The sequence below is a fragment of the uncultured Pseudokineococcus sp. genome (genome assembly GCF_947495735.1).
Lineage (GTDB): Bacteria > Actinomycetota > Actinomycetes > Actinomycetales > Quadrisphaeraceae > Pseudokineococcus.
On the sequence record NZ_CANMAA010000002.1, the window covers coordinates 180063 to 200507 of the forward strand.

Genomic DNA, 20445 nt, shown 5'->3' on the forward strand with positions numbered 1-20445 from the left:
GACAGCGCTGCTCCTCCTGCCGTCGTGCGCACCGGGAGCGACGGAGACCTCGAACCCACCCGCGACGACGGCGCCGTGCACGGGGACCACCGAGGCTGAGGACGACACGGAGATGGCAGCAGACGGAGCTCCCACCCGCTTCACCATCGCCCCCGACGACTACCACGTCCCCTACGCGGGTACCGCCGAGGACGGGCGCAAGTTCTTCCTGAGCCAGGAGCTGTTCGACGAGGACTCCTACGTCGGCCTCTTCCTCTGGCACCCCGACGGAACCTTCGACGAGGTGTGCGTGGACGCTGTCGCACGCCCCGACGGCCTGCCCCCGGGGCAGGCCGCCCCTGCCGGTGCAGACGACCTGGTCCAGGCCCGTCTGGCACAGCTGGGCGACTACGCCCTCGAGGACATCGAGGTCGAGCCCTTCATCGCCTCCGTGGACGGCGTCGACTTCGGGTGGCGCGTCGGGCAGTACGACGACGGCGAGCACTTCATCAACATCGAGCCCGGCAACTTCATCGCCTACTACGCCCCCTGGGACGGCTTCGACTACGACACATAGGCGCGCGGTCCTCCTGAGCCGCCAGCCCCACCGCGGGAGGGGCCCCGCGGACGTCGGGTGGACGCGAGCTCGCCTCCGGACACGGATCCTCAACCGGTCACGTCGCCTGGACGTCAGGGGCCTGCTGTCGCCTGTTCGTGCAGCGGCCCGAAGCTCACGTCGAGGCCTTAGACGGCGGCGCCGCGCGTGGGGAGGTCGCGGCGTCCTCGCAGCGGCCCGAGCAGAAGGATCAGTCCGGTGGCGGCGTAGGCGACGGTGAGGGCCCAGAGGGCGGATCGGGTGCCGATGGCGGTGGCAAGGGCGCCGGCGAGGACGGCACCGAGGGGGATGCCGGCGTAGTTGAGGGTCTGGATGCTGGTGGTGACGCGGCCGAGGATCTCGCCGGGGACGTAGCGCTGGCGGAAGCTGCCGGAGATGACGTTGCCGGCGGTGATGCCGAGGACGACGAGGGTGCTGGCGGCGACGAACAGCACCAGCCGCCAGCCCTGCTCGGTCAGGGGCACGGCGAGGGCGAAGGGACCGGCGAGGGACTTGGTCAGCACCAGGGTTCGGGCTTCTCCCAGCCATCGCATCAGGGGCTGGGCGAGCATGGCGCCGGCGATGCCGCCCAGGGCGGTGAGGGTCAGCAGGAGCCCGACGGTGGCCTCGGTCAGGCCGACCTGGCGGATGAGGAAGACGACGAGCAGGGCCTGGTAGCCGGTGAGGAAGAGGTTGCTGACGGCCCCGTGGCTGGCGAGGTTGAGCAGGACCCGGTCGCCGGCGACGAAGCGGATGCCCTCGGCGATCTCGCGGCGCAGGTGCCGCTTCGGAGGCGGCGGCGGGCGCCGCTCGGGGGTGCGGACCAGGGCCAGGCAGGTCGCCGACACGAGGAAGGTGACCGCCTGCAGGGCGTACCCGGCGACCGCGCCGACGGCGCCGGCGAGCAGCCCGGCCAGGCCGGGACCGGCGACGCGGGCGGCGGACTCGCTGCCGTAGAGCAGGGCGTTGGCGGGGACCAGCTGTCGGGAGTCGAGCACCGCGGGCAGGTAGCCGGCCCAGGCGGTCTGGAAGAGCACTGTGGTCGTGCCGATGGCCAGGGCTGCGGCCAGCAGGTGCGGAATGGTCAGCGCCCCTGTCGCTGCGGCGATGGGCACGGAGGCCACGACGGCGACCGAGACGAGGTCGCAGCCGATCATCATCGGGCGCCGCGGAAGCCGGTCGACCCAGGCGCCGGCGGGTAGGCCGACGAGCAGCCAGGGCAGCCACGCGGCGGCGGTGAGAAGGGTGACGACGAAGGCACTGGCGTCCAGCACGGTGACCGCGACGAGAGGGGCGGCGAAGGAGGCCACCGAGTCACCGAGACGACCAGCCGAGGTGCCGGCCCAGACCAGCCGGAAGTCCCGCGACGACGCCGGGGCGACCGCTGACCCCTCCTGCTCAGTGGTGCCGCCTGGGGCGGCCATCAGGGCTGGGCGGGAAAGGCGTGGGCGAAGGCGAACACCGGCCGCCGGCCGGCGGGGTCGTCTTCGCGGGCGCGGCCCGCCCACCACTGCAGCACCGCGGTCAGCTCTTCGGACAGCTCGCCGAGCTCGTCTGGGGTCAGGTGCAGCCAGACGTCGGTGCTCGTTGCCGCGTCCTGCCACTCCCCCGAAGCCGAGGACCGTTCGGCGCGCCAGGTCTGCCACCGCTCGAGCTGCAGCCGGGCGCTGAGGTCATCGGCCGCGCTCGAGGCGGCCGCGCCCGCCGGGTCATCGGCGAAGGCCTGCGTCGACCAGCTGATCCGTGCGTCCCCCAGGCGCCACCACCTCTCCCGCCGGTCCCTGGCCAGCTCCGGGGCCGGGACGACCAGCCCGTGCTCGGCGAGGACCTTCGCGTGGTGGCTGGCGCTGCCGACCGCCACCCCGAGCCGGTCGGCCAACGCCGAGGCGGTCATCGCCCGCTCCACCCGCAGCACGTCGAGCAGGCGGCGGCGCACCGGGTGGGCCACCGCGGCGAGCACGCGGTAGTCATCGACAGGCTCAGCAGGCATGCCGCGACCATAGATGCTCAACGGCTCTTGCTCAACGGTCCTTGAGCGTCTCTCTGACAGTGCGCATCGCCGGGTCACACACGGCGCGGCCCAGCAGCCGACCGCCTGCTGGCGCAGCTGCAGCGACGACGACGCCCTCGGCGAGGGCGCTGCGCCCATCCCGCAGGGGGTCGCTCAGCGGGGTGCGCGTCGCACGCACCCCGCGCCGGCGGCGGCTGCCCAAGCCCCGGTGAGCGCCACAGCCAAGACCGACGGCCAGAGGCGTCTCACGGCCTCCGCCCTCTCCCCCGGGCTCGACTCGAAGACCATCGGCAGAGCCAGCAGGGCGGCGAAGACCAGCAGGAGAACAGCCGCCACCCAGAGCCACAAGGCGCCCCACGACCACGGGCTCGACGGACTCCTCACCTCAGCCATGGCCCGAAGGTAGGACCTCGACCGACCCCTCGTCCGGACGTCCCGCGCACGATCGTTCACTGGAGTGGGGCGGGCTCCGGTTCGGGCTGCGGCCAGTCACGAGCCGGCAAGAGGTCTTGCAGCGTCGTGGTCCGTCCTCCGCTGAGCACGATTTCCGCTGTGGCGTTGGCCGGGTCCATCTGGTTGATGAACTCCCTGCAACGACCGCAGGGAGGGAGGACGTACAGGCGACCCTGGTCGTCCCGCCACACGGCCGCGATAGCGGCGATGCGGTACTGGCCGGCCGTGACCATCGCGGCGATGGCGGAGGCCTCCGCGCAGAAGCCGGTTCCACTGCCGGTATCGATGCAGACGCCGGTGAAGTGATCTCCCTGGTCGGTGACCAAGGTCGCGGCGACGTCGCCGAAGAGGCGATCGCCGACCCTGAGAGGTCGCAGCGCCATGGCTGCGGAGGCGACGAGCTGCGTCCTGTCGATCTCCTCCATGCCTCAACCTTGACAGCCCCAGCAGTCGAAGCGGGCCTGGGCTCGATGCCCGGGCAGGTGAGTCAAACCGCGGTGATCGAGCGGGTCCCAGCAACCGACCCCCTGCCGGGGAGCCTCGGCCAGCGCGAGGACGTCGGCGGCGACGCCTGGCCGTCCCGCTTGTTCAGGTCCGCCAGGCCGTCGGCCAGGTCGTCCCCACGCGACGCGCCGGCGGGCAAGGCGCGGGTGCGCACCAGTCGTTGCCGTAGGCGTAGCGCGACGTCGAGCGGCAGCTGACCTGCACGGGCCTCGCCCTCCAAGACGGCGAGGAGACCGAGCAGCGATGAGCTGAGCTGCGAGTCCACGTGCTCGTCGGTCATCGCGCGAGCATGACGCTGGCTGACTCCCTGCGGAAGCCCCTGCGGTCTTCGACAGTCGCAGCATCTACAACGAGCTCCATGGCGGGCCAATCGCCGTCCGGCAGTCGATCCCTGACCGGGAACGACAGTCCGTGGGAGCGTCCCGGCGTGGAGCCGGACGCCAAGGACCTCGTCCTCGCCGAAGAGGATCGCCGAGAGCTGGTCCGGTGGTCAGTGGCCTGCGTCGAACGACTGCTCCCCCTCTTCGCGGCGGAACGACCCCACGACCGACGGCTGAGCGAAGCCCTCCAGGGAGCCCTGGCCTTCGCCGACTCCCAGCTCACCGTCGGACCGGTGCGCCAGCTTGCCTTCGGCTGCCACGCCGCAGCCCGCGATGCCTCCAGCCCTTCAGCGACCGCAGCGGCGCGAGCCTGCGGTCAGGCTGTCGCGATCGCCCACATGGCCGGCCACAGCCGCCAGGTGGCTCCCTACACCGCCAAGGCACTCACCGGCCCGGCGCGCGACCTCGAGCTCGACTGGCAGCGCGCGCACCTGCCGACCCGCTTCCTCGTCTACGTCTACGGCCAGACCGGCTGACGATCGTCTTGCAAGACGGCGGAACGACTGGGCCGTGGCATCAGTCGCGCCAGACTGAAACGGTGGCGACGGCAGCGGGTCATCTCGAGCTGACCATGGACGAGATTCGCGTGGTGGCCCGTTTTGCCGCAGAGAGCGCTGAGGTAGTGCTCCCCGTCTTCGAGGACGCGAGGCCTGACGATTTCCGGCCGCGGGCGGCCGTCGATGCCGCCTGGGCATTCGCCCGCGGCGCAGCACGATCGAACGTGCAACGCGTCACTGCCGTAGACGCACACCGCGCCGCCAAGGACACGTCGGTCGCGGCCGCGCAGCACGCTGCCCTCGCCGCCGGCGATGCGGCAGCCGCTGCCTACCTCCACCCTCTTGCCCAGGCCACCCAGGTCGGCCACATCTTGGGGGCCGCAGCCCACGCAGCCCGGGTGTCCGAGCTACGCGGCGGCGGTGACCCGGACGTCGGAGCTGCGTCGATCCGGCTGGCTCGGGACCGCGCGGTGCCCACGCTCGTTGAGGTGCTCCGCCGGTACCCCGTCGCGCCGGCCGGTCGCGGACGGGTCGCGCAGCTAATGCAGGCCCTTGACGCCTCCCTGCGTCGGTAGACGACCGTCTACCGGGGACGCCGCAGGTCAGGGGCCTGACGAGACGGCGCCTCGGTCGAGACGTCCCGATAGCCCTGTCCGGTTTGCATGCCCGCGCAGGGGCGTTGAACGGACACCTAGTGAGCAGCCGCGACCCTTCCCCTCCCCAGGTCACTGTGCGTCACCGCTGAGTGGGCGAGCCGTCAGCCGCCTCGTCGCTGCTCCTGCCGAAGACGGCGTTCACGGCCAGGCCGAGCGTCAGCGCCTCGCGGGCGAGCAGGCCCCCCTCGGCGCCGGGCGTCGCCCGCTCGAAGGACAGCCCACCGACGACGGTGAGCAGGAAGTGGGCGCGCACCTCGTTGTTCCCCGGCGGCAGCGCACCCTCGTCGGCGAGCACCCGCAGCCACCGGGCGACCCGGCGTGAGCTCTGCGTCCCCATCTCCTCGTACGCCGCCTGCACCTGCGCCGTCGGCGGCTCTGCGGCCAGCAGCTGCTTGAGGAGGCGGCGCCACGCCTCTCGCGCCTGCGGGCCGGTGCCGACCGGGGCGAGCAGGTTCCGCAGGCATGTGAGGAGACGCTCTCGCGGGGGTCGCGAGACGTCGGTGATGACGTCGTCGGGGAAGGAGTGGTCGTAGATGGCGGCCAGCAGGGTCTCGCGCAGGGCGGCCTGTGTCGGGAAGTGGAAGCGCAACGATCCGGTGCTCACCCCCGCTCGTGCCGCGACCGCCCGCACGCTCAACGTCGCCGTCGGGTCCTCCGCGTACATCGCCGCCGCTGCGGCGAGGACCTTCTCCCGCGAGCCGGCCTGCTCGGTACCCTCTTCCACCAATCCTCCTATTACGCCGTACTATTACGTCGTGCTACCGTCTCTCGCTATCACAGTGTGACATCCAAGGAGGAGAAGTGACCGCAGGAGGGCGACGCCGCCTCGCGGGCCGGCGCCTGAGGCCGGGCGACGGCCGACCGCTGCCACCTTTCCGTTGGTGGCAGGTGCTGGGCCGCTCGGTGATGCACCTCGACCTGTCCGGCCCAGGGCAGCGTGGTCCGCGGTACGCCGTGGACGTCCGCCACGGCGGCGACGGCAGTGATGGTGAGGTGCGGGCCCGCCTGTACCGCGACGGCCGCCAGGAGCAGGTGTCGAAGGTGCCGGCGGTCTTCCCCGTCGCGGGCGGAGTCGTCGAGGTGGCGGTGAGCGCGGCCGGCCTGCGCCGCTGCCACCACGTCACCGACGACGGCACCGAGCACCCGCTCGTACCCGACTCCCGGTCGGCCGCCGGCCACCGGGCGCGCCTCGACCGCCACCACCCCGCGCTGGGCCGCTCGGTCGGCGTGGTGTCCGTGCTCCTGCTGATCCTCGGGCTGGGCCTCAACCTCCTCCAGCTCGTCGAGCCGCTGTCGGAGATCCCTCCGGTCGCCGAGGCCCTGGGCGCCACCTTCGACTCCCCCGTCGACCTGCCGGTCTGGCTCAACGTCGCCCTCGGCCTCGGCGCAGGCCTCGGCAGCGCCGAGCGCGCCCTACGGCTGCGCTATCGCAGCTGGCTGGACGGCGCCGGGACCTGATCTCCCGCTCCGCCCACTGCGACGGCGGCGGGACGCACGACGACCCGTGCCCACCCGGTGAGCACCCCATGACGACGACGCACCCGCCGTCCCTGCCCACGGCGCCGGCGCCGCGCTCGAGCGCACCCGCCGCCCCGCCCGGCGTCGAGCACCACCGCGCCCTCTCGGGCGACCGGCGCCGCATCGGCCGCGGCGTCCCGGCCATCGCCCACGTGCTCGCCGGGCTCGTCGCCCTCCCCACCGCCATGGGACTCGCCGGCGCCGCCCTCGACGCTCGATGGGGCAACAGACGCCGATCGTCGGCGGAACCGACTGCACCTGGCTCGACGACGCGACGTCCATGGCTTCCCTGGCCCTGCTCGTGCCCTGGAGCATGCTCGTGCAGCGCTAGCTCTACGGCGTCCCCGGCGCGTCCCCGAGCTCGGTCGCCTCCGGCTTCCGGCCCGCGCTCGTCGGCCGCACCCTGCTCCTCGTCGGCCCGCTGTGGGTCGCCGCCGTCGACGTCACCTACCTCGTGCCCGGCGAGGAGTCGCCCCGGTCCTTCGCAGACATCGTCGGCGTCGTGCTCATCACGGTCCCGCTGACGCCGCTGCAGGCCGCGGGCGAGGAGCACGGCCTCCGCGGCCTGATCATCCGCGTCACCGGCGGCTGGACCCGCGGCAGCCGAGCCGGCCTCGTCCTCGGATCCGTGGTCTCCAGCGTCGTCTTCACCGCAGCCCACGGCTCGGCCGACCCCTACGTGCTCGCCCGGCACCTCAGCCTCGCCGAGTCGTTCGCCGTGCTGACCTGGCGGACGGGAGGCCTCGAGATGGCTGTCGTCCTGCACGCCGTGCTCAACGTCATGGCCTTCCTCATGTCGACGGCCCTGCGAGTCGACGTCGCCGGCGCCTTCGCGGACCGGTCGGTGGCGGGGACCCGCTCCAGCTCGTGCCCGCCGTCGTCGTCGCGCTGGTCGCCGCGGTGGTCTGGTGGCGCAGCCGGTCGCCAGGTCCGGCGCTCACGCCGAGCTGACCCACCCACCCGTCGGGTAGCTGTCTGTCGGCGAACTCCTCGCCGACGACCTCGACGACCCGGTCGCCGCCGAGGCCGCCTACCGCGCAGGCATCGACGCCGGCGACGCGAGCTGACACCACGACTTCGCCCTGCTCCTGCGGGAGGACGACCGCACCGAGCAAGCCCTCGAGCTCCTGCGCGCGGGCGCCGACGCGGCGACGTCCTCGCCGCCCACACCCTGCGCGAGGTCCTCGACCACCGCGACGACACCTAGCGCGCGGGCGGTCCTCGTCGGTGGCCGAGCGCCCGCGGAGCTGCCCCCGCCAGCTCCGCGACGACCCCCGTCACCTGGTGCACGACTCGAGCTCCGCGAGCTCAGTCACCGCCGGTCTCGTCCCTCGAAGGCGAACCCGGCCCCGGCGAGCCGCTCGTCCTCCGCGATGGCCTCCGCCTCCCCCTGCGGGTCCCCCACGTCCCCCGCGGTCAGCCGCCGCGGCACGCGCGTGCTGCCGCACGTGCTCATCGGCGTCATCGACCAGCGCCAGTGCGACAGACCTCGGCGCCCCGACGCGGAAGGCCACCGTCCACCGGGACCAGCGATGACCGGTCGCGGGTGGCCCGCAGCATCTGCTCCTCGTCCGGGAAGGTGACGCCACCCTCGACGGCCATGGCCCGGACCTCAGCCCTTCGGTCCCCCAGCAGGTGTTGAACGTCCGCCCGAGCGGCCCGGGGGTTGGCGGCACACGCCCCGCGGACGCGCCCGTCGGGGTCAGCGAGCAGCCGCTCGTACCGTCACGATGTGCGGTGGTCTCGGCGATCCGCTGGCGGACCTCCCGGTCGACGTCGCTGGCGAGCACCTCCTGCGTAGCGCGGAGCAGCTGCTGCGGCTGGCGGGCGTAGGCGTGAGCCACGCTGGCGCGCACCCACCTGTCCGGGGAGGCAGCCAGGTCGGCCTCGACCGAGGGCCGGCCGGTGACGTCGCCCGCGGCGGACAGCCGCACCAGCTCCTTGACGTCCCCAGCGAGCAGGAGCACGGTCGCGTCGTCGCAGCCACGGTTGTCGGCGACGGCCACCCGGACGGTCGCTGAGCTGTGCTGGGCCGGCTCCCGCAGCCGTGAGGCAAAGGTCGAGGGGCTCTCGGCCTCGGCGACCGCATCGACGACGGGCCGGCGGCGAGGAGCCTTCCCGGACCTCGCTGCGGTCATCGAGGGCACGAGGAACCGACAGGCAGCTCGAGCCGACGCCGACCTCGAGGACGGCGAAGCCCTCTCCCGACGGCGGGTCGACCAGGGGGGCGTCGAGCATCATCAGCGCTGCACCGCAGCATCCTCGAGGACTGGTCGGAGGCACGTCCCGCAGCTGGCCGCACCTCACCCCGGCGATGGAGTCACCTCCCCCGTGCCGGTGGTCGGCACCGCACGACCGGAGCGGGACGCCGCCGTGGGACCTACTTCGCCGAGGCGTCGAGGAAGGCGCGCACCGCTGCTCGGAGGCCGGCGTCGTCAGCGCGCAGCGAGTGGTCCCCCCGGACGCCCGCCACGGCCACGTTGGACCGCACGACGGCCGCCACGTCAGCGGGGCCACCGAAGCGGTCCCGCTCCCCCTGGACGACGAGCGTCGGCAGGTCCTGCGGCAGCTCCGCGGCGCGGCTCTTCTCGGGACGCCCGGCCGGGACGAGCGGGAAGGCCAGGCAGAGGACGGCCGAGGCGCCCGTGGCCGCCGCCGTGCGGCACGCCACGCGCGCCCCCGCGCTGCGGCCGCCCACGACCAGGGGCGGGCCGTCCGCCGTCTCGGGCACGGCGTCGCGCAGGTGCCCCACGACAGCCACCCACGCCTCGTCCAGGCGCGGCGGGGCGACGGCCACGCGACGACCGGCGACCTTCCACGGCTGGTCCACGAGGACGGCCACCCACCCCTGCGCCACCGCGCTCGACGCCGCGACCAGCAGGTCGTGCGCGACGGCGTCCGAGCCGCCACCGGCCCCGTGGCCCAGCAGCAGCCGCCCTCGCACCGGACCCGACGGCCGGTAGAGAGTGGCACGCGCCGCACCGACCGGCGTGTCGACCTCGACGGCGCGCCCGCTCGTCAGGAGAGGCGTCTCCGCCGTCACGCGCCCGTCCTCACGCGCCGGCTCCGAGCAGCACGACGCCCCGCCGCTGCAGGCAGCGACGGGGCGTCAGGAGTGCGGGCACGGCGCTCAGTGCGCGAAACGGCCCCGGTAGTGCTCGAAGGCGAAGCCCACGAGGGACAGCGCGGCCATCGCCGCACCGATGTAGGTGACCCACCAGGCCACGGCCAGGCCGAAGAAGAAGACCAGGGCCGACAGGGCCAGCGGCAGCGGCCACCACGACCACGGGCTGAAGAAGCCCTGGTCGCCCGCGGCCTCGCTGATGTGCGCCTGCGGGTCGTCCTCCGGGCGCGGGTCGATGCGCCGCGCCGTCAGCCACAGGTACCCGCCGACCATGGCGGCGAGGCCACCGGTCAGCAGGAGTCCCGTGGTGCCCACGGCCTCGCCGCCGGACAGCCACGCGTAGATGCCGCCGATGGGGAAGAAGACGAAGACGCCGCTGAAGAAGAGCTTGGTCTCGATGCTCATGCGTCGTTCTTGCCCTTCGGCTCGCCCGCCAGGTCAGCCTCGCCGTAGAGGCGGTCGAGGGTGGTGCGGTCGGGGGTCGTCGCGGTCGCGGCCGCCACCTCGGGGTGGTGGAGGTCGAAGGCGGGCGACTCCGAGCGGATGCGCGGGATCGCGATGAAGTTGTGCCGCGGCGGGGGGCAGGACGTGGCCCACTCGAGCGAGCGGGAGTAGCCCCACGGGTCGTCCACGACGACGCGCGGCGCAGTGCGCCAGGTCTTGTAGACGTTGTAGAGGAACGGCAGGATCGAGAAGCCCAGCAGGAACGAGAAGACCGTCGACACCTGGTTCATGCCCGTGAAGCCGTCGGTGGCCAGGTAGTCGGCGTAGCGCCGCGGCATGCCGACCACGCCGAGCCAGTGCTGGATGAGGAACGTGCCGTGGAAGCCCACGAACAGCAGCCAGAAGTGGATCTTGCCGAGCTTCTCGTCGAGCATCGTGCCCGTGAACTTGGGCCACCAGAAGTAGAACCCGGCGAACATCGCGAACACCACGGTGCCGAACACGACGTAGTGGAAGTGCGCCACCACGAAGTAGGAGTCGGACAGGTGGAAGTCCAGGGGCGGGCTGGAGAGGATGACGCCGGTCAGGCCGCCGAAGAGGAAGGTGACCAGGAAGCCGATCGACCAGAGCATCGGCGTCTCGAACGTGATCGAGCCCCGCCAGAGCGTGCCGATCCAGTTGAAGAACTTCACCCCGGTGGGCACCGCGATCAACATCGTCATGAAGGCGAAGAAGGGCAGCAGCACCGCGCCGGTGACGTACATGTGGTGCGCCCAGACGGTCACCGAGAGGCCGGCGATCGAGATGGTGGCGAAGACCAGGCCCTTGTAGCCGAAGATCGGCTTGCGGCTGAAGACCGGGAAGATCTCGGTCACGATGCCGAAGAACGGCAGGGCGATGATGTAGACCTCGGGGTGGCCGAAGAACCAGAACAGGTGCTGCCAGAGGATGGCGCCGCCGTTCTCGGCCTCGAAGACCTGCGCGCCGAGACGGCGGTCCGCGCCAAGGGCCAGGAGCGCCGCCGCCAGGGGCGGGAAGGCCATGATGACCAGCACCGAGGTCAGCAGGATGTTCCAGGTGAACAGCGCCATCCGGAACATGGTCATGCCGGGGGCGCGCATGCAGATGATGGTGGTGATGAAGTTGACGGCACCGAGGATCGTGCCGAAGCCCTGCATCGCCAGGCCGAACACCCACAGGTCACCGCCGACGCCCGGCGAGTACACCTGGCTGCTCAGCGGCGCGTAGGCGAACCAGCCGAAGGAGGCGGCGCCGCCGGGCACGAAGAAGCCCATGAAGACCATGAGCCCGCCGAAGGCGAACAGCCAGTACGAGAACATGTTCAGCCGGGGGAAGGCCACGTCCGGCGAGCCGATCTGCAGCGGCATGATGATGTTCGCGAAGCCGACGAACAGCGGCGTCGCGAACATCAGCAGCATGATCGTGCCGTGCATCGTGAAGAGCTGGTTGTACTGCTCCTTGTTCTGCACGATCTGGATGCCGGGCTCGAAGAGCTCCGCCCGGATGATCAGCGCCATCACGCCGGCTACCAGGAACCAGAAGAACGAGGTGAGCAGGTACATGTAGCCGATGGTCTTGTGGTCGGTGGAGGTGATCCACGACACGACCGCCCGCCCGAGCGTGCGCTCGGACGTCCGCCCCACCGACTGGCGCGTGCTGGAGGTCGTGGCCTCGCTCGCGCCGGCGGCCTCGTAGTAGGTCGTCATCCCTCGCCCTCCGGTGCGCCGTCAGCAGCGGTGACGCTGCCGTCCGACGTCGTCTTGTCCAGGTCGCTGCCCAGCTCGCCGGTCTGGCCGGCGGCTCGCAGCGCGTCCATCTGCGCGTCGTACTCGTCCTGCTCGACCACGGCGACCCGGAACAGCATCTCCGAGTGGTACTGGCCGCAGAGCTCGGCGCACTTGCCCTCGAACAGCCCCGTCTGCAGCGGCGTCAGGCTGATGACGTTCTCCCGGCCCGGGATCATGTCCTTCTTGTACAGGAAGCCCGGGACCCAGAAGGAGTGGATGACGTCGCGCGAGGTGAGGGTGAAGTTCACCGTCTCCCCGACCGGCAGGTACAGGACCGGGATCTCGGTGATGGGGTTGCCCTCGTCGTCGAGGTCCACCTGCGTCGAGGTCTCGTAGACGTCGTCGGTGAGGTAGTTGAAGTCCCAGGCCCACTGCTTGCCGACCACCCCGATCTCGATGTCGGGGTCGTCCGCGATGCTCTCGATCTCCACCTGGTCGCGGAAGGTGTAGAAGAACAGGACGCCCACCATCATCAGCGGGACGACCGTGTAGAGGATCTCCAGCGGGACGTTGTAGCGGAGCTGAGCGGGCAGCCCCACCTCGTCCTTGCGGCGGCGGTAGGCCACCACGCACCAGAGCGTCAGGCCCCAGACGAGGACGCCGACGGCGAGCGCGGCGATCCAGGAGCCGTTCCACAGCGTGATGATCCGGCCGGTGTGGTCGGTGGTCTCGCGCGTGCTCGGCAGCCACCCGGTGGAGAGCTCCTGCGCGGAGCACCCCGCCGTGAGCAGGGCCGTCGCAGCGAGCCCGCAGAGGGCTGCGGCCCTGCGGCGGGAGCTTTTCGTGGCGGTCGGGCGCACCATCGGCCTTCCGGGTCCGTCGTGTGCCGCAGCCCTCGTGGGCCGAGCACCGAGCAGTGGGGACATGACTCGCGGAAGGCTACCCCCCGCCCCTCCGACGGGTGAGGCGGGCCGGGCGCCCGGCGCGCCCCGCGGGGACGCCGCTCCTCGGGCGCCGGGATCAGCCGCGCCGGGGCCCGCCCAGCCCGGGCGGCGCCGGCAGCTCGAGGGCTGCGCCCAGGCGCCGCAGGTACTCCGCGCGCGGGATCTCGACGACGCCGAGGGAGGCGAGGTGCTCGGTGCGCCACTGGACGTCGAGCAGGCGCCCCGCGCCGTCCGCCCCGTCGTCGCGCAGGAGGTCCACCAGGGCCGCCAGCGCCGCCTTCGAGGCGTCCGGGGCCCGCGAGAACATCGACTCCCCCGCGAAGAGGCCGCCCAGCAGGACCCCGTAGAGGCCGCCGACGAGCGCCCCCGAGGCGTCGCGGACCTCGACGCTGCGGGCGTGCCCCCGCTCGTGCAGCCGCAGGTAGGCCCCGCGCACCTCCGGGGTGATCCACCGGCCCGAGCGGCCCGGGTCCGCGCACCCGTCGACCACGTCGGCGAAGGCCTCGTCCACCGTCGCGGTGAGCGCGCGCCGCGAGCGGCGCAGCGAGCGGGACTCGTGGAAGCCGTCGAGCGGGAGGACCCCGCGCGGGTCCGGCGACCACCAGCCCAGCGGCGGACGACCCTCGCCGCCGAGCCCCATGGGGAACAGGCCCAGGGCGTAGGCGTCCAGGAGCGTCTCGGGCTCCAGGTCCGCGCCGGTGGCCACGAGGTCCTCGCCGGGGTCCGCGCCGGCCAGCGCGGCGGCGAACGGCTGCGCCCAGCCCGAGCGGCCGCGCGCCGCCCGCTCCCCCGGGGCGCCCGCGGGCTGGCGCTCGCGCGAGCGCCGGCCCGCGGGGCGCCTCGCGGGGCTCACGCCCTCCCCCGCGGACGACGAGAGCCGCCGCCCCCGGGGGGGACGGCGGCTCTCGTGGTGCCGGCGCCGCGGCCCGCCTGCGCGGTGACCACGACGACCAGCCGGCGGATCAGCTGAAGGAGTCGCCGCAGGCGCAGGAGCTGCCGGCGTTGGGGTTGTCGATCGTGAAGCCCTGCTTCTCGATCGTGTCCGCGAAGTCGATCGTGGCCCCGTCGAGGTAGGGGACGCTCATCTTGTCCACCACGACCTCGACGCCGTCGTAGTCGCGCAGGGCGTCGCCGTCCAGCGTGCGCTCGTCGAAGTAGAGCTGGTAGATCAGGCCGGAGCAGCCACCGGGCTGGACGGCGACGCGCAGGCGCAGGTCCACGCGGCCCTCCTGGTCGAGCAGGCTGCGCACCTTCTCGATCGCCGGCGTGCTCATCTCCACGCCGTGGGTCTTCGCGGGCGCCGCGGCGGGCTCGGCCGACGTCGTGGTGGCATCCGAGGTCTGCGTGCTCATGTGTGCCTCCGCACTGCGGGCGCCGGGGCGCCGTGGTCTCGAGCTGACGGTGGGACTTCTCCCGCCGGGACGAACCGCACCGGCCGCCGGTCTGTTCCGACGGGACGAGCGTACGTCGCCCGGGGGGCGCGCACTCACGTGACCGACGTCCCCGGCCGCCGGGCTAGAGGTCCCCGGCCAGCCGGGCGAGCAGGAGCGCCTCCGCGGTGCAGGCGCCCTCGAGCACCCGCAGGGAGAGGGACTCGTCGACGCCGTGGGCGCGGGTGTCGGGGTCCTCCACGCCCGTGACCAGGACGGTCGCGCCGGGCAGGACGTCGAGGAGCTCGGCCACGACCGGGATGGACCCGCCCATGCCCTGGTGGGCGACGGGCGACCCGTCCCAGGCGGTCGAAAGCGCCCAGTCCGCCGCCTCGAGGACGGCGGCGGAGCCGCCGGGGCCCGCGGCGCCGTCGAACGGCCGCCCGGACCCGAGGCGGCTGACCTCGAGGTGGGCGCCGAAGGGGACGGTCGCCCGCAGGTGCTCGGTGACGAGGCGCTCGGCGTCCTCGACGTCCTGGCCCGGCGCGAGGCGCACCGAGAGCTTGGCCCGCGCGGAGGCGGCGAGGGTGTTGCTGGCGTCGGCCATCGGCACCGCGTCGGTCGCGACGACGGTCGCCGACGGACGCGTCCAGGTGCGCGAGAGCAGCGAGCCGCGCCCGACCAGCTGCACGCCGTCGAGGAGGCCCGCGTCGGCCCGCAGCTCCTCCTCCGTGCGGGGCAGCTCCGCCGCCTCGGAGCGCACCAGCCCCGCGACGGCGAGGTCGCCCGCGTCGTCCCACAAGCGGGCGAGCAGGACCGTGAGGGCGGTCGTGGCGTCGGGGACGACGCCCCCGTAGATCCCGGAGTGCAGCGGGTGGTCGAGCGTGCGGACACCCACCTCCAGCTCGAGGAGCCCTCGCAGGCTCGTGGTGAGCGACGGGTGGTCCACCGACCAGTTGTCGGAGTCCGCGACGACGACGACGTCCGCGGCGAGCCGGTCGCCGGTGGTGGCCAGCAGGTCGGGCAGCGAGGGCGAGCCGGACTCCTCCTCCCCCTCGACGAGCACGGTGACGCCGACGCCGCCGGTGGGTCCCCACGCCGGCAGGAGGGCCCTCAGCGCCGTGACGTGGGCCATCACCCCGGCCTTGTCGTCCGCGGTCCCGCGGCCGAACAGGCGCCCGTCCCGCTCGACGGGCTCGAAGGCCGGCGAGGTCCACTCCTGCGCGCGCCCCGGCGGCTGCACGTCGTGGTGGGCGTAGAGGAGCACGGTCGGGGCGCCCTCGGGCGCGGGACGACGGGCCAGCACGGCGGGAGCCCCGGGCGAGCCGTCGGCGCAGCGCGCCCGCAGCACCTCGACCTCGGGCATCCCCGCCTCGCGCAGCAGGTCCGCGACCGCTCGCGCGCTGTCCTCCAGCGCCCCGGCGGCCTCCGGCGAGGCGGAGACGCCGGGGATCCGCACGAGGGCCTCGAGGTCGGCGCGCGCCGCGGGCAGCAGCGCCCGCACCCGCTCGCGCAGGACCCGCACCTGCGGGTGGTCGTCGGGCGCGGGGACGTCGGGGGCGGCCATGCGCCGGACGCTACCGAGGGCCGGGGCCCGGACGGCGGCGGCCCGGGGCGACGTGACGACGCCGTGCGTCGCAGGAGCGCCCCCGACGGCAGCGGGCGCCCGCGAGGCCCGGGGCGGGCGGCGCCGGGCGCGCGGCCCCGCCGTCCGCAGCGGTCGGGGGCGGAGGGCCGCAGCCGGGTGCGCCTATCCTCGACCTCGTGCTCGGACGCAAGAAGGCCCCGCTGCCCCCGCTCGAGGAGGTCGCCCCCCTGGTGGTCGGCAAGGGGCGCCCGACGCCGCGCCGCAGCCAGGCGCAGGCGGCTCGCAAGCGCCCCCTGGTGGTCACCGACCGCAAGGCCGCGGCGAAGGCGTCCCGCGAGCGCCTGCGCGAGGAGCGGATGCGCACCCGCGTCGCCATGGACTCCGGGGACGAGCGCTACCTCCCGGCCCGCGACAAGGGCCCCGCGAAGCGCTACGTCCGCGACCTCGTCGACGCCCGGCGCAACGTGGGCGAGTACCTGCTCTTCGCCGCGCTGGCCCTCGTGCTGGTGACCTTCGTCCTGCCGCCGCAGCTGGGCCTCTACGCGACCCTCTCGCTGTGGTTCGTCGTGCTCGCCGTCGTCATCGACAGCTTCGTGCTCAACCGGCACCTGAAGAAGCGCCTCGCGGCGCGCTTCGGCGACGACGTCCCGCACGGCTCGGTGCGCTACGGCGTCATGCGGGCGCTGCAGATCCGGCGCAGCCGCCTGCCCAAGCCCCAGGTGGGTCACGGCCAGTCGCCGCGCTGAGCGCCGGGCGGGTCGTCCGCGCCGTCCCGTAGCGTCCGCGGCATGTCCCTCACCCTCGGCGGCGGTCCCCTCTCCCGCCCGACACCGGGCACGGGCGGCGCCCCGGGTCAGCTGAACGTCCCGCTGCCCGCGTCGCCGGCGCACCTGCTCTTCCTGCACGACGCGCCGCTGCGCGTGCGCGGCCTCCTCGCCGGCGAGGTGGTGCTGGACACGCGGCGCGCGCGCCTGCTCCACGAGACCGGTCTGCTGCCGCAGTGGTACGTGCCGGCGCAGGACGTGCGCACCGACCTGCTGCAGCGGACCGCCACGACGACGACGTGCCCCTTCAAGGGCGAGGCCTCCTACTGGACGGCCCGGGTGGGCGACCGCGTGGAGGAGGACCTCGTCTGGGGCTACGAGGACCCGCACCCGGAGATCTCGGGCCTGCGGGGCCTGCTCGCGGTCCCCTTCGAGCGCCTCGACGCCTGGTACGAGGAGGACGAGGAGCTGCTCGGCCACCCCCGCGACCCGTTCCACCGCGTCGACACCCGCCGCAGCACCGCCTCGGTCGAGGTGCGGCTGGCCCGGGAGGGGGCCGAGCCGCTCGTCCTGGCCCGCACGAGCCGCGCGGTGGCGCTGGCCGAGACGGGCCTGCCCGTGCGCTGGTACGTGCCGGAGGCCGACGTCGCCACCGACGCGCTCGAGCCCTCCGCCACGACGACGCAGTGCCCCTACAAGGGCGTGGCGAGCTACCGCACGGCCGTCGTCGAGGCCCCCGCCGACCAGGAGGGAGCCGGCGCCCGCCGGGTCGAGGACGTGGCCTGGACCTACCCGGAGCCGCTCGACGGCGCCCGGGCGGTCGCCGGGCACCTGTGCTTCGCCGGGGACGGCGTCGAGGTGCTGCTCGACGGGACGCCCGCGCCGTCGTGAGCCGCTCCTCCGCGCGCCGGCGCGCGGCCCGGGCGGCCGTCACGGGCGCCGCCGCGCTGTACGCGGCCAACTGCGCCCTGGGGACGGCCGTCGGGCTGCGCCTGGTCGACACCTCGCGCGCCCACTGGGTGCACCACGCGCTCTACGGGGCCGTGGTGGTCGGGGCCGTGGGCGCGGTCGCCGCCGGGGCGGCCTCCGGCAGCCGCGCGGCCCTGGCCCTCGCCCCGGCCCTGCTGCCGCTGGCCGTCCTGCCGCGCGTGCGGGCCCCCTCCCGGGCGCACGTCGCGCTGGCCGCCGCGGCCGCCCCCGGCTACGTCCTCGCGGTGCGCGCGGTCGCCCGCGAGCGCGCCGCCGAGCGCTGACCCCTCCTCCCACCACCCGAGCACGGAAGGCCCTGACCCGTGGAGTTCCTGGACGTCGTCCGCAACCGCCGCACGACCAACGGCCACTTCCTGCCCGACCCGGTCTCCCCGGAGCACCAGCGGCTGCTGATGACCGTCGCGGGCGCGGCCCCGTCGCACTTCAACAGCCAGCCGTGGCGCTTCGTCCTGGTCGAGGAGCGCCCGGTGATCGAGCGGGTGGCGGAGATCAGCGCGAGCTCGATGGCGCTGATGCTCTCCAACGGCACGTTCTTCGAGCGGTACAAGCCGTACTTCCGCTTCTCCGAGGAGGAGATGGAGCGCCGGCGCGACGGCATGCTCATCGACCAGCTGCCGGCCGTGCTGCGGCCCTTCACCCGGGCCGTCTTCACGAGCAGCGGCCAGTCGATGATGAACCGCCTGCGCGTGCCGCAGACCCTGTCCGAGCAGAACCGCCAGCTCGTGGCCGGCTCGCCGCTGCTCCTGGCCGTGCTGCTGGACAAGACGGAGTACCGCCCCGGCGAGCTCTCGGGCTTCTACTCGACGTTCGGCATGGGCGCGGCCGTGGAGAACATCTGGCTGACCACGGTGGAGCTGGGCATGGGCATCCAGTTCGTCTCCTTCCCCATGGAGGTGCCCGAGGCCTGGGCGGAGATCCAGCAGATGCTCGAGGTGCCCGACGACCTCGAGCTGATGGCGGTCTACCGCCTCGGCTACGTGCCGGAGGAGGCGCGGCGACCGAAGATCGACTGGTCCAGCCGGCAGCGCAAGCGGCTGTCGCAGTACGTCTACCGGGGCACCTGCGCCACGCCGCTCAGCGACGAGCCCGAGGCCTGAGCGCGGGCGCCCTGAGCGCGGGGGCCGCCTGCTCCGCGGAGCGCAGGCGCAGGACGGCGCTCGAGCGCACCGCGCGGTCCTCGAGCCCGCCGACCACCGGCACCTCGTGGCGGGCGACCTCCTCGAGCGCGGCCACCGGCAGGTGCGCCCGACCGGGGTCGCCCACGAGGACCGCGGCCCCCCGCCCGGCGAGCAGCTGCAGCAGGGGCAGCACCCGCTCCGCCGTCGCCCGCTCGTAGAAGAGGTCGCCGACGAGGACGACGTCGGCCCCCGCGAGGGCGGCCGGCACCGCGCCGGCGGGGCCCTCGAGCACGTCGACCGCGCGGACGTCGAGGTCGACGCCGTTGAGGTCCGCCGACCACCGTGCGGCCGCCACGGCGAGCGGGTCCAGGTCCAGGGCCCGCACGTGCGCGGCGCCCGCGAGGGCCGCGGCGACGGCGACCAGGCCCGAGCCGCAGGCGACGTCGACGACGCGGCGTCCCCGCACGAGGGCCGGCTCGTCGAGGACGGTGCGGGCGAGGGCCTGCCCGCCGGCCCACGGCGAGCCCCAGAACGGCGGCTGCTGCGGGGCGCCCGCCCGCTCCTCGGTGCGCTCCCACAGGGCCATGACGTCCGCGACCACGGGCAGCACGACCTCGGGGACCAGCGGGACGGGCGCCGGGCGGGCCTCCGCGCGCACGAGCTCCTCCGGCGTCACCACCCCATCGTGGTCGCCGCGGGCGCCCCCTGCGCGCCGCGGCCCCCCGAGCGGGTGCTCCTCGCGGGCTCGTGGCGGGAGAGCACCGCGAGTGCTGCCAGGCTCCCGCGCATGAGCACCGCCACGCACGTGCCCGAGACCTCGCTGCAGGAGGGCGACGAGCCCGAGGCCGACGACGCGTGGCGGACCCTGCGCGGCTGCGGCCTCGCGTTCCCGGTCGAGGCGTTCCGCCGCTTCCGGTACGCCGACGGCTTCTCCCACTCCCGCGCCCTCGGGCTGCAGATCTGCCTGGCGGCCGTGCCGCTCGTCGTCGCCCTCGTCGGGCTCGCCGGCTCGATCCCCGGGGAGGACGTCGGCGAGGTGCTGCAGGCCGTGGTGGTGGGCCTGACCCCGGGCGTCTCCCAGGAGCTGGTCACCGCCACGCTCGACATGCCGCCCACCAGCGGCGCCCGCGTCGCGCTGTGGATCGGCCTCGCGTCCGCCCTCGTCGTCCTCGCCACGGCCATGGCGCAGGTCGAGCGCGGCGCCAACCGCATCTACGGCATCGAGCGCGACAGGCCCTTCCTCCAGCGCTACGCGCGCGCCTCGGTGATGGCGGTCGCGGCGGGCCTGCCCACCCTCGCCGGCTTCCTCCTGCTCGTCGGGTCGTCCCCGGCCGGGGACGCCGTCGAGGACGTCTACGGCCTGCCCGACGAGGTCGTCGCGGCCGTGGCCGTGCCGGTGGGCGCGCTCCTGCTCGTGGCCTCGGTGACGGCGATGCTGCGGCACGCCCCGCGGCGCGTGCAGCCCGGGTGGTCGTGGCTGGCGCTCGGGGGCCTGCTCGTCCTCGTCCTGTGGTCGGCCCTGACCGCGGGCGTCGTCGAGTACGTGGAGGCGTCCTCGAGCTTCACGACCGTGTACGGGCCCCTGGCCGTGGTCGTCGCCCTGCTGCTGTGGGGTCAGCTGACCTCCGTGGCCATCTACCTCGGCATCGCCGTCGCCGCCCAGCTCGAGGCGGTGCGCGCGGGCGTCGAGCACGGGGCCCGCTCGGACGTCGCCTGAGGGCCGACGCCTACCGTGGGGCCCGACCCGGACCGCCCCGACCCC

General features: G+C 74.1%; 24 protein-coding genes. 10 read left to right on the plus strand and 14 right to left on the minus strand.

The genetic code is table 11. From position 1 onward, the window contains the following. Positions 1-112: 112 nt before the first annotated feature. Positions 113-556 carry a hypothetical protein gene (locus Q0848_RS03755; RefSeq protein ID WP_299034997.1) on the plus strand — a complete coding sequence of 148 codons (444 nt, stop codon included), beginning with the start codon at positions 113-115 and terminating at the stop codon, positions 554-556. Between the two features lie 167 nt (positions 557-723). Here Q0848_RS03755 and Q0848_RS03760 read toward each other — a convergent pair whose 3' ends face one another. From Q0848_RS03760 to Q0848_RS03775, 4 genes are all read right to left on the minus strand, one after another. Continuing rightward, positions 724-1998, minus strand: a complete 1275-nt coding sequence (locus tag Q0848_RS03760; protein WP_299035000.1) for an MFS transporter — start codon at positions 1996-1998, stop codon at positions 724-726. Next, the gene (locus tag Q0848_RS03765; RefSeq protein WP_299035003.1) at positions 1998-2564 is read right to left on the minus strand and encodes a transcriptional regulator; all 567 of its coding nucleotides are present in this window, start codon (positions 2562-2564) and stop codon (positions 1998-2000) included. The genes Q0848_RS03760 and Q0848_RS03765 overlap by 1 nt, the downstream gene beginning before the upstream one ends. Before the next feature lie 470 nt (positions 2565-3034). Beyond that, on the minus strand, positions 3035-3463 hold the full coding sequence (locus tag Q0848_RS03770) for a cytidine deaminase (RefSeq protein WP_299035006.1): 429 nt from the start codon (positions 3461-3463) through the stop codon (positions 3035-3037). 62 nt (positions 3464-3525) lie between these two features. Further along, positions 3526-3822 (minus strand): hypothetical protein, encoded by a 297-nt coding sequence (locus tag Q0848_RS03775; protein ID WP_299035008.1) that lies wholly within the window; start codon positions 3820-3822, stop codon positions 3526-3528. A 147-nt stretch (positions 3823-3969) separates the two neighbouring features. On the opposite strand from Q0848_RS03775, the gene Q0848_RS03780 reads away from it, so the two are divergent. Both Q0848_RS03780 and Q0848_RS03785 read left to right on the plus strand, forming a co-directional pair. Next, positions 3970-4398 carry a putative immunity protein gene (locus Q0848_RS03780; protein ID WP_299035010.1) on the plus strand — a complete coding sequence of 143 codons (429 nt, stop codon included), beginning with the start codon at positions 3970-3972 and terminating at the stop codon, positions 4396-4398. Between the two features lie 95 nt (positions 4399-4493). Next, positions 4494-4994, plus strand: coding sequence for a putative immunity protein (locus Q0848_RS03785; RefSeq protein WP_366146416.1), 501 nt, complete (start codon positions 4494-4496; stop codon positions 4992-4994). A 160-nt stretch (positions 4995-5154) separates the two neighbouring features. Here Q0848_RS03785 and Q0848_RS03790 read toward each other — a convergent pair whose 3' ends face one another. Continuing rightward, complete coding sequence (locus Q0848_RS03790) at positions 5155-5799, minus strand: TetR/AcrR family transcriptional regulator (protein WP_299035014.1); 645 nt, start codon at positions 5797-5799, stop codon at positions 5155-5157. A gap of 77 nt (positions 5800-5876) precedes the next feature. Here Q0848_RS03790 and Q0848_RS03795 point away from each other — a divergent pair, with 77 nt between their 5' ends. Continuing rightward, complete coding sequence (locus Q0848_RS03795) at positions 5877-6533, plus strand: hypothetical protein (RefSeq protein WP_299035018.1); 657 nt, start codon at positions 5877-5879, stop codon at positions 6531-6533. A gap of 562 nt (positions 6534-7095) precedes the next feature. Continuing rightward, a complete protein-coding gene (locus Q0848_RS18965) occupies positions 7096-7800 on the plus strand; it encodes a CPBP family intramembrane glutamic endopeptidase (RefSeq protein ID WP_366146391.1) in 705 nt (234 codons plus the stop codon). Positions 7801-7905: 105 nt separating this feature from the next. On the opposite strand, the gene Q0848_RS03800 is transcribed toward Q0848_RS18965, so the two are convergent. The 8 genes from Q0848_RS03800 to Q0848_RS03835 form a co-directional block, all read right to left on the minus strand. Continuing rightward, the gene (locus Q0848_RS03800; RefSeq protein WP_299035021.1) at positions 7906-8049 is read right to left on the minus strand and encodes a hypothetical protein; all 144 of its coding nucleotides are present in this window, start codon (positions 8047-8049) and stop codon (positions 7906-7908) included. A 924-nt stretch (positions 8050-8973) separates the two neighbouring features. Then, complete coding sequence (locus Q0848_RS03805; protein ID WP_299035024.1) at positions 8974-9636, minus strand: alpha/beta family hydrolase; 663 nt, start codon at positions 9634-9636, stop codon at positions 8974-8976. Between the two features lie 87 nt (positions 9637-9723). Further along, positions 9724-10122: a cytochrome c oxidase subunit 4 gene (locus tag Q0848_RS03810; RefSeq protein WP_299035026.1), complete on the minus strand. Its 399-nt coding sequence runs from the start codon at positions 10120-10122 to the stop codon at positions 9724-9726. Further along, positions 10119-11888 (minus strand): cytochrome c oxidase subunit I, encoded by a 1770-nt coding sequence (gene ctaD, locus Q0848_RS03815; protein WP_299035029.1) that lies wholly within the window; start codon positions 11886-11888, stop codon positions 10119-10121. Before ctaD ends, Q0848_RS03810 begins: the two co-directional genes overlap by 4 nt. Then, complete coding sequence (gene coxB, locus Q0848_RS03820) at positions 11885-12772, minus strand: cytochrome c oxidase subunit II (protein WP_299035032.1); 888 nt, start codon at positions 12770-12772, stop codon at positions 11885-11887. Before coxB ends, ctaD begins: the two co-directional genes overlap by 4 nt. A gap of 157 nt (positions 12773-12929) precedes the next feature. Then, positions 12930-13706: a leucyl/phenylalanyl-tRNA--protein transferase gene (gene aat, locus Q0848_RS03825; RefSeq protein WP_299035035.1), complete on the minus strand. Its 777-nt coding sequence runs from the start codon at positions 13704-13706 to the stop codon at positions 12930-12932. 109 nt (positions 13707-13815) lie between these two features. Beyond that, a complete protein-coding gene (locus Q0848_RS03830; RefSeq protein ID WP_299035038.1) occupies positions 13816-14205 on the minus strand; it encodes an iron-sulfur cluster assembly accessory protein in 390 nt (129 codons plus the stop codon). 163 nt (positions 14206-14368) lie between these two features. Next, the gene (locus Q0848_RS03835; RefSeq protein WP_299035041.1) at positions 14369-15790 is read right to left on the minus strand and encodes a M20/M25/M40 family metallo-hydrolase; all 1422 of its coding nucleotides are present in this window, start codon (positions 15788-15790) and stop codon (positions 14369-14371) included. A 197-nt stretch (positions 15791-15987) separates the two neighbouring features. On the opposite strand from Q0848_RS03835, the gene Q0848_RS03840 reads away from it, so the two are divergent. From Q0848_RS03840 to Q0848_RS03855, 4 genes are read left to right on the plus strand one after another with little or no spacing between them, the layout of a single operon-like run. Then, a complete protein-coding gene (locus tag Q0848_RS03840; RefSeq protein ID WP_299035043.1) occupies positions 15988-16557 on the plus strand; it encodes a DUF3043 domain-containing protein in 570 nt (189 codons plus the stop codon). Between the two features lie 42 nt (positions 16558-16599). Beyond that, positions 16600-17466 (plus strand): DUF427 domain-containing protein, encoded by an 867-nt coding sequence (locus Q0848_RS03845; RefSeq protein WP_299035046.1) that lies wholly within the window; start codon positions 16600-16602, stop codon positions 17464-17466. Next, positions 17463-17828 carry a hypothetical protein gene (locus Q0848_RS03850; RefSeq protein ID WP_299035049.1) on the plus strand — a complete coding sequence of 122 codons (366 nt, stop codon included), beginning with the start codon at positions 17463-17465 and terminating at the stop codon, positions 17826-17828. The genes Q0848_RS03845 and Q0848_RS03850 overlap by 4 nt, the downstream gene beginning before the upstream one ends. A gap of 39 nt (positions 17829-17867) precedes the next feature. Then, a complete protein-coding gene (locus Q0848_RS03855) occupies positions 17868-18662 on the plus strand; it encodes a nitroreductase family protein (protein ID WP_299035052.1) in 795 nt (264 codons plus the stop codon). On the opposite strand, the gene Q0848_RS03860 is transcribed toward Q0848_RS03855, so the two are convergent. Further along, a complete protein-coding gene (locus tag Q0848_RS03860) occupies positions 18640-19359 on the minus strand; it encodes a methyltransferase (RefSeq protein ID WP_299035055.1) in 720 nt (239 codons plus the stop codon). The genes Q0848_RS03855 and Q0848_RS03860 overlap by 23 nt on opposite strands. Positions 19360-19470: 111 nt before the next feature. Here Q0848_RS03860 and Q0848_RS03865 point away from each other — a divergent pair, with 111 nt between their 5' ends. Then, positions 19471-20400, plus strand: coding sequence for a YihY/virulence factor BrkB family protein (locus tag Q0848_RS03865; RefSeq protein WP_299035058.1), 930 nt, complete (start codon positions 19471-19473; stop codon positions 20398-20400). Positions 20401-20445 lie beyond the last annotated feature (45 nt).

Coding starts and splice junctions, on each gene's coding strand:
- Q0848_RS03845 (WP_299035046.1), top strand. CDS start 16,600: ATGTCCCTCACCCTCGGCGGCGGTCCCCTCTCCCGCCCGACACCGGGC.
- Q0848_RS03770 (WP_299035006.1), bottom strand. CDS start 3,463: ATGGAGGAGATCGACAGGACGCAGCTCGTCGCCTCCGCAGCCATGGCG.
- Q0848_RS03765 (WP_299035003.1), bottom strand. CDS start 2,564: ATGCCTGCTGAGCCTGTCGATGACTACCGCGTGCTCGCCGCGGTGGCC.
- Q0848_RS03865 (WP_299035058.1), top strand. CDS start 19,471: ATGAGCACCGCCACGCACGTGCCCGAGACCTCGCTGCAGGAGGGCGAC.
- Q0848_RS03800 (WP_299035021.1), bottom strand. CDS start 8,049: ATGAGCACGTGCGGCAGCACGCGCGTGCCGCGGCGGCTGACCGCGGGG.
- coxB (WP_299035032.1), bottom strand. CDS start 12,772: ATGGTGCGCCCGACCGCCACGAAAAGCTCCCGCCGCAGGGCCGCAGCC.
- ctaD (WP_299035029.1), bottom strand. CDS start 11,888: ATGACGACCTACTACGAGGCCGCCGGCGCGAGCGAGGCCACGACCTCC.
- Q0848_RS03775 (WP_299035008.1), bottom strand. CDS start 3,822: ATGACCGACGAGCACGTGGACTCGCAGCTCAGCTCATCGCTGCTCGGT.
- Q0848_RS03835 (WP_299035041.1), bottom strand. CDS start 15,790: ATGGCCGCCCCCGACGTCCCCGCGCCCGACGACCACCCGCAGGTGCGG.
- Q0848_RS03830 (WP_299035038.1), bottom strand. CDS start 14,205: ATGAGCACGCAGACCTCGGATGCCACCACGACGTCGGCCGAGCCCGCC.
- Q0848_RS03810 (WP_299035026.1), bottom strand. CDS start 10,122: ATGAGCATCGAGACCAAGCTCTTCTTCAGCGGCGTCTTCGTCTTCTTC.
- Q0848_RS03760 (WP_299035000.1), bottom strand. CDS start 1,998: ATGGCCGCCCCAGGCGGCACCACTGAGCAGGAGGGGTCAGCGGTCGCC.
- Q0848_RS03785 (WP_366146416.1), top strand. CDS start 4,494: ATGGACGAGATTCGCGTGGTGGCCCGTTTTGCCGCAGAGAGCGCTGAG.
- Q0848_RS03755 (WP_299034997.1), top strand. CDS start 113: ATGGCAGCAGACGGAGCTCCCACCCGCTTCACCATCGCCCCCGACGAC.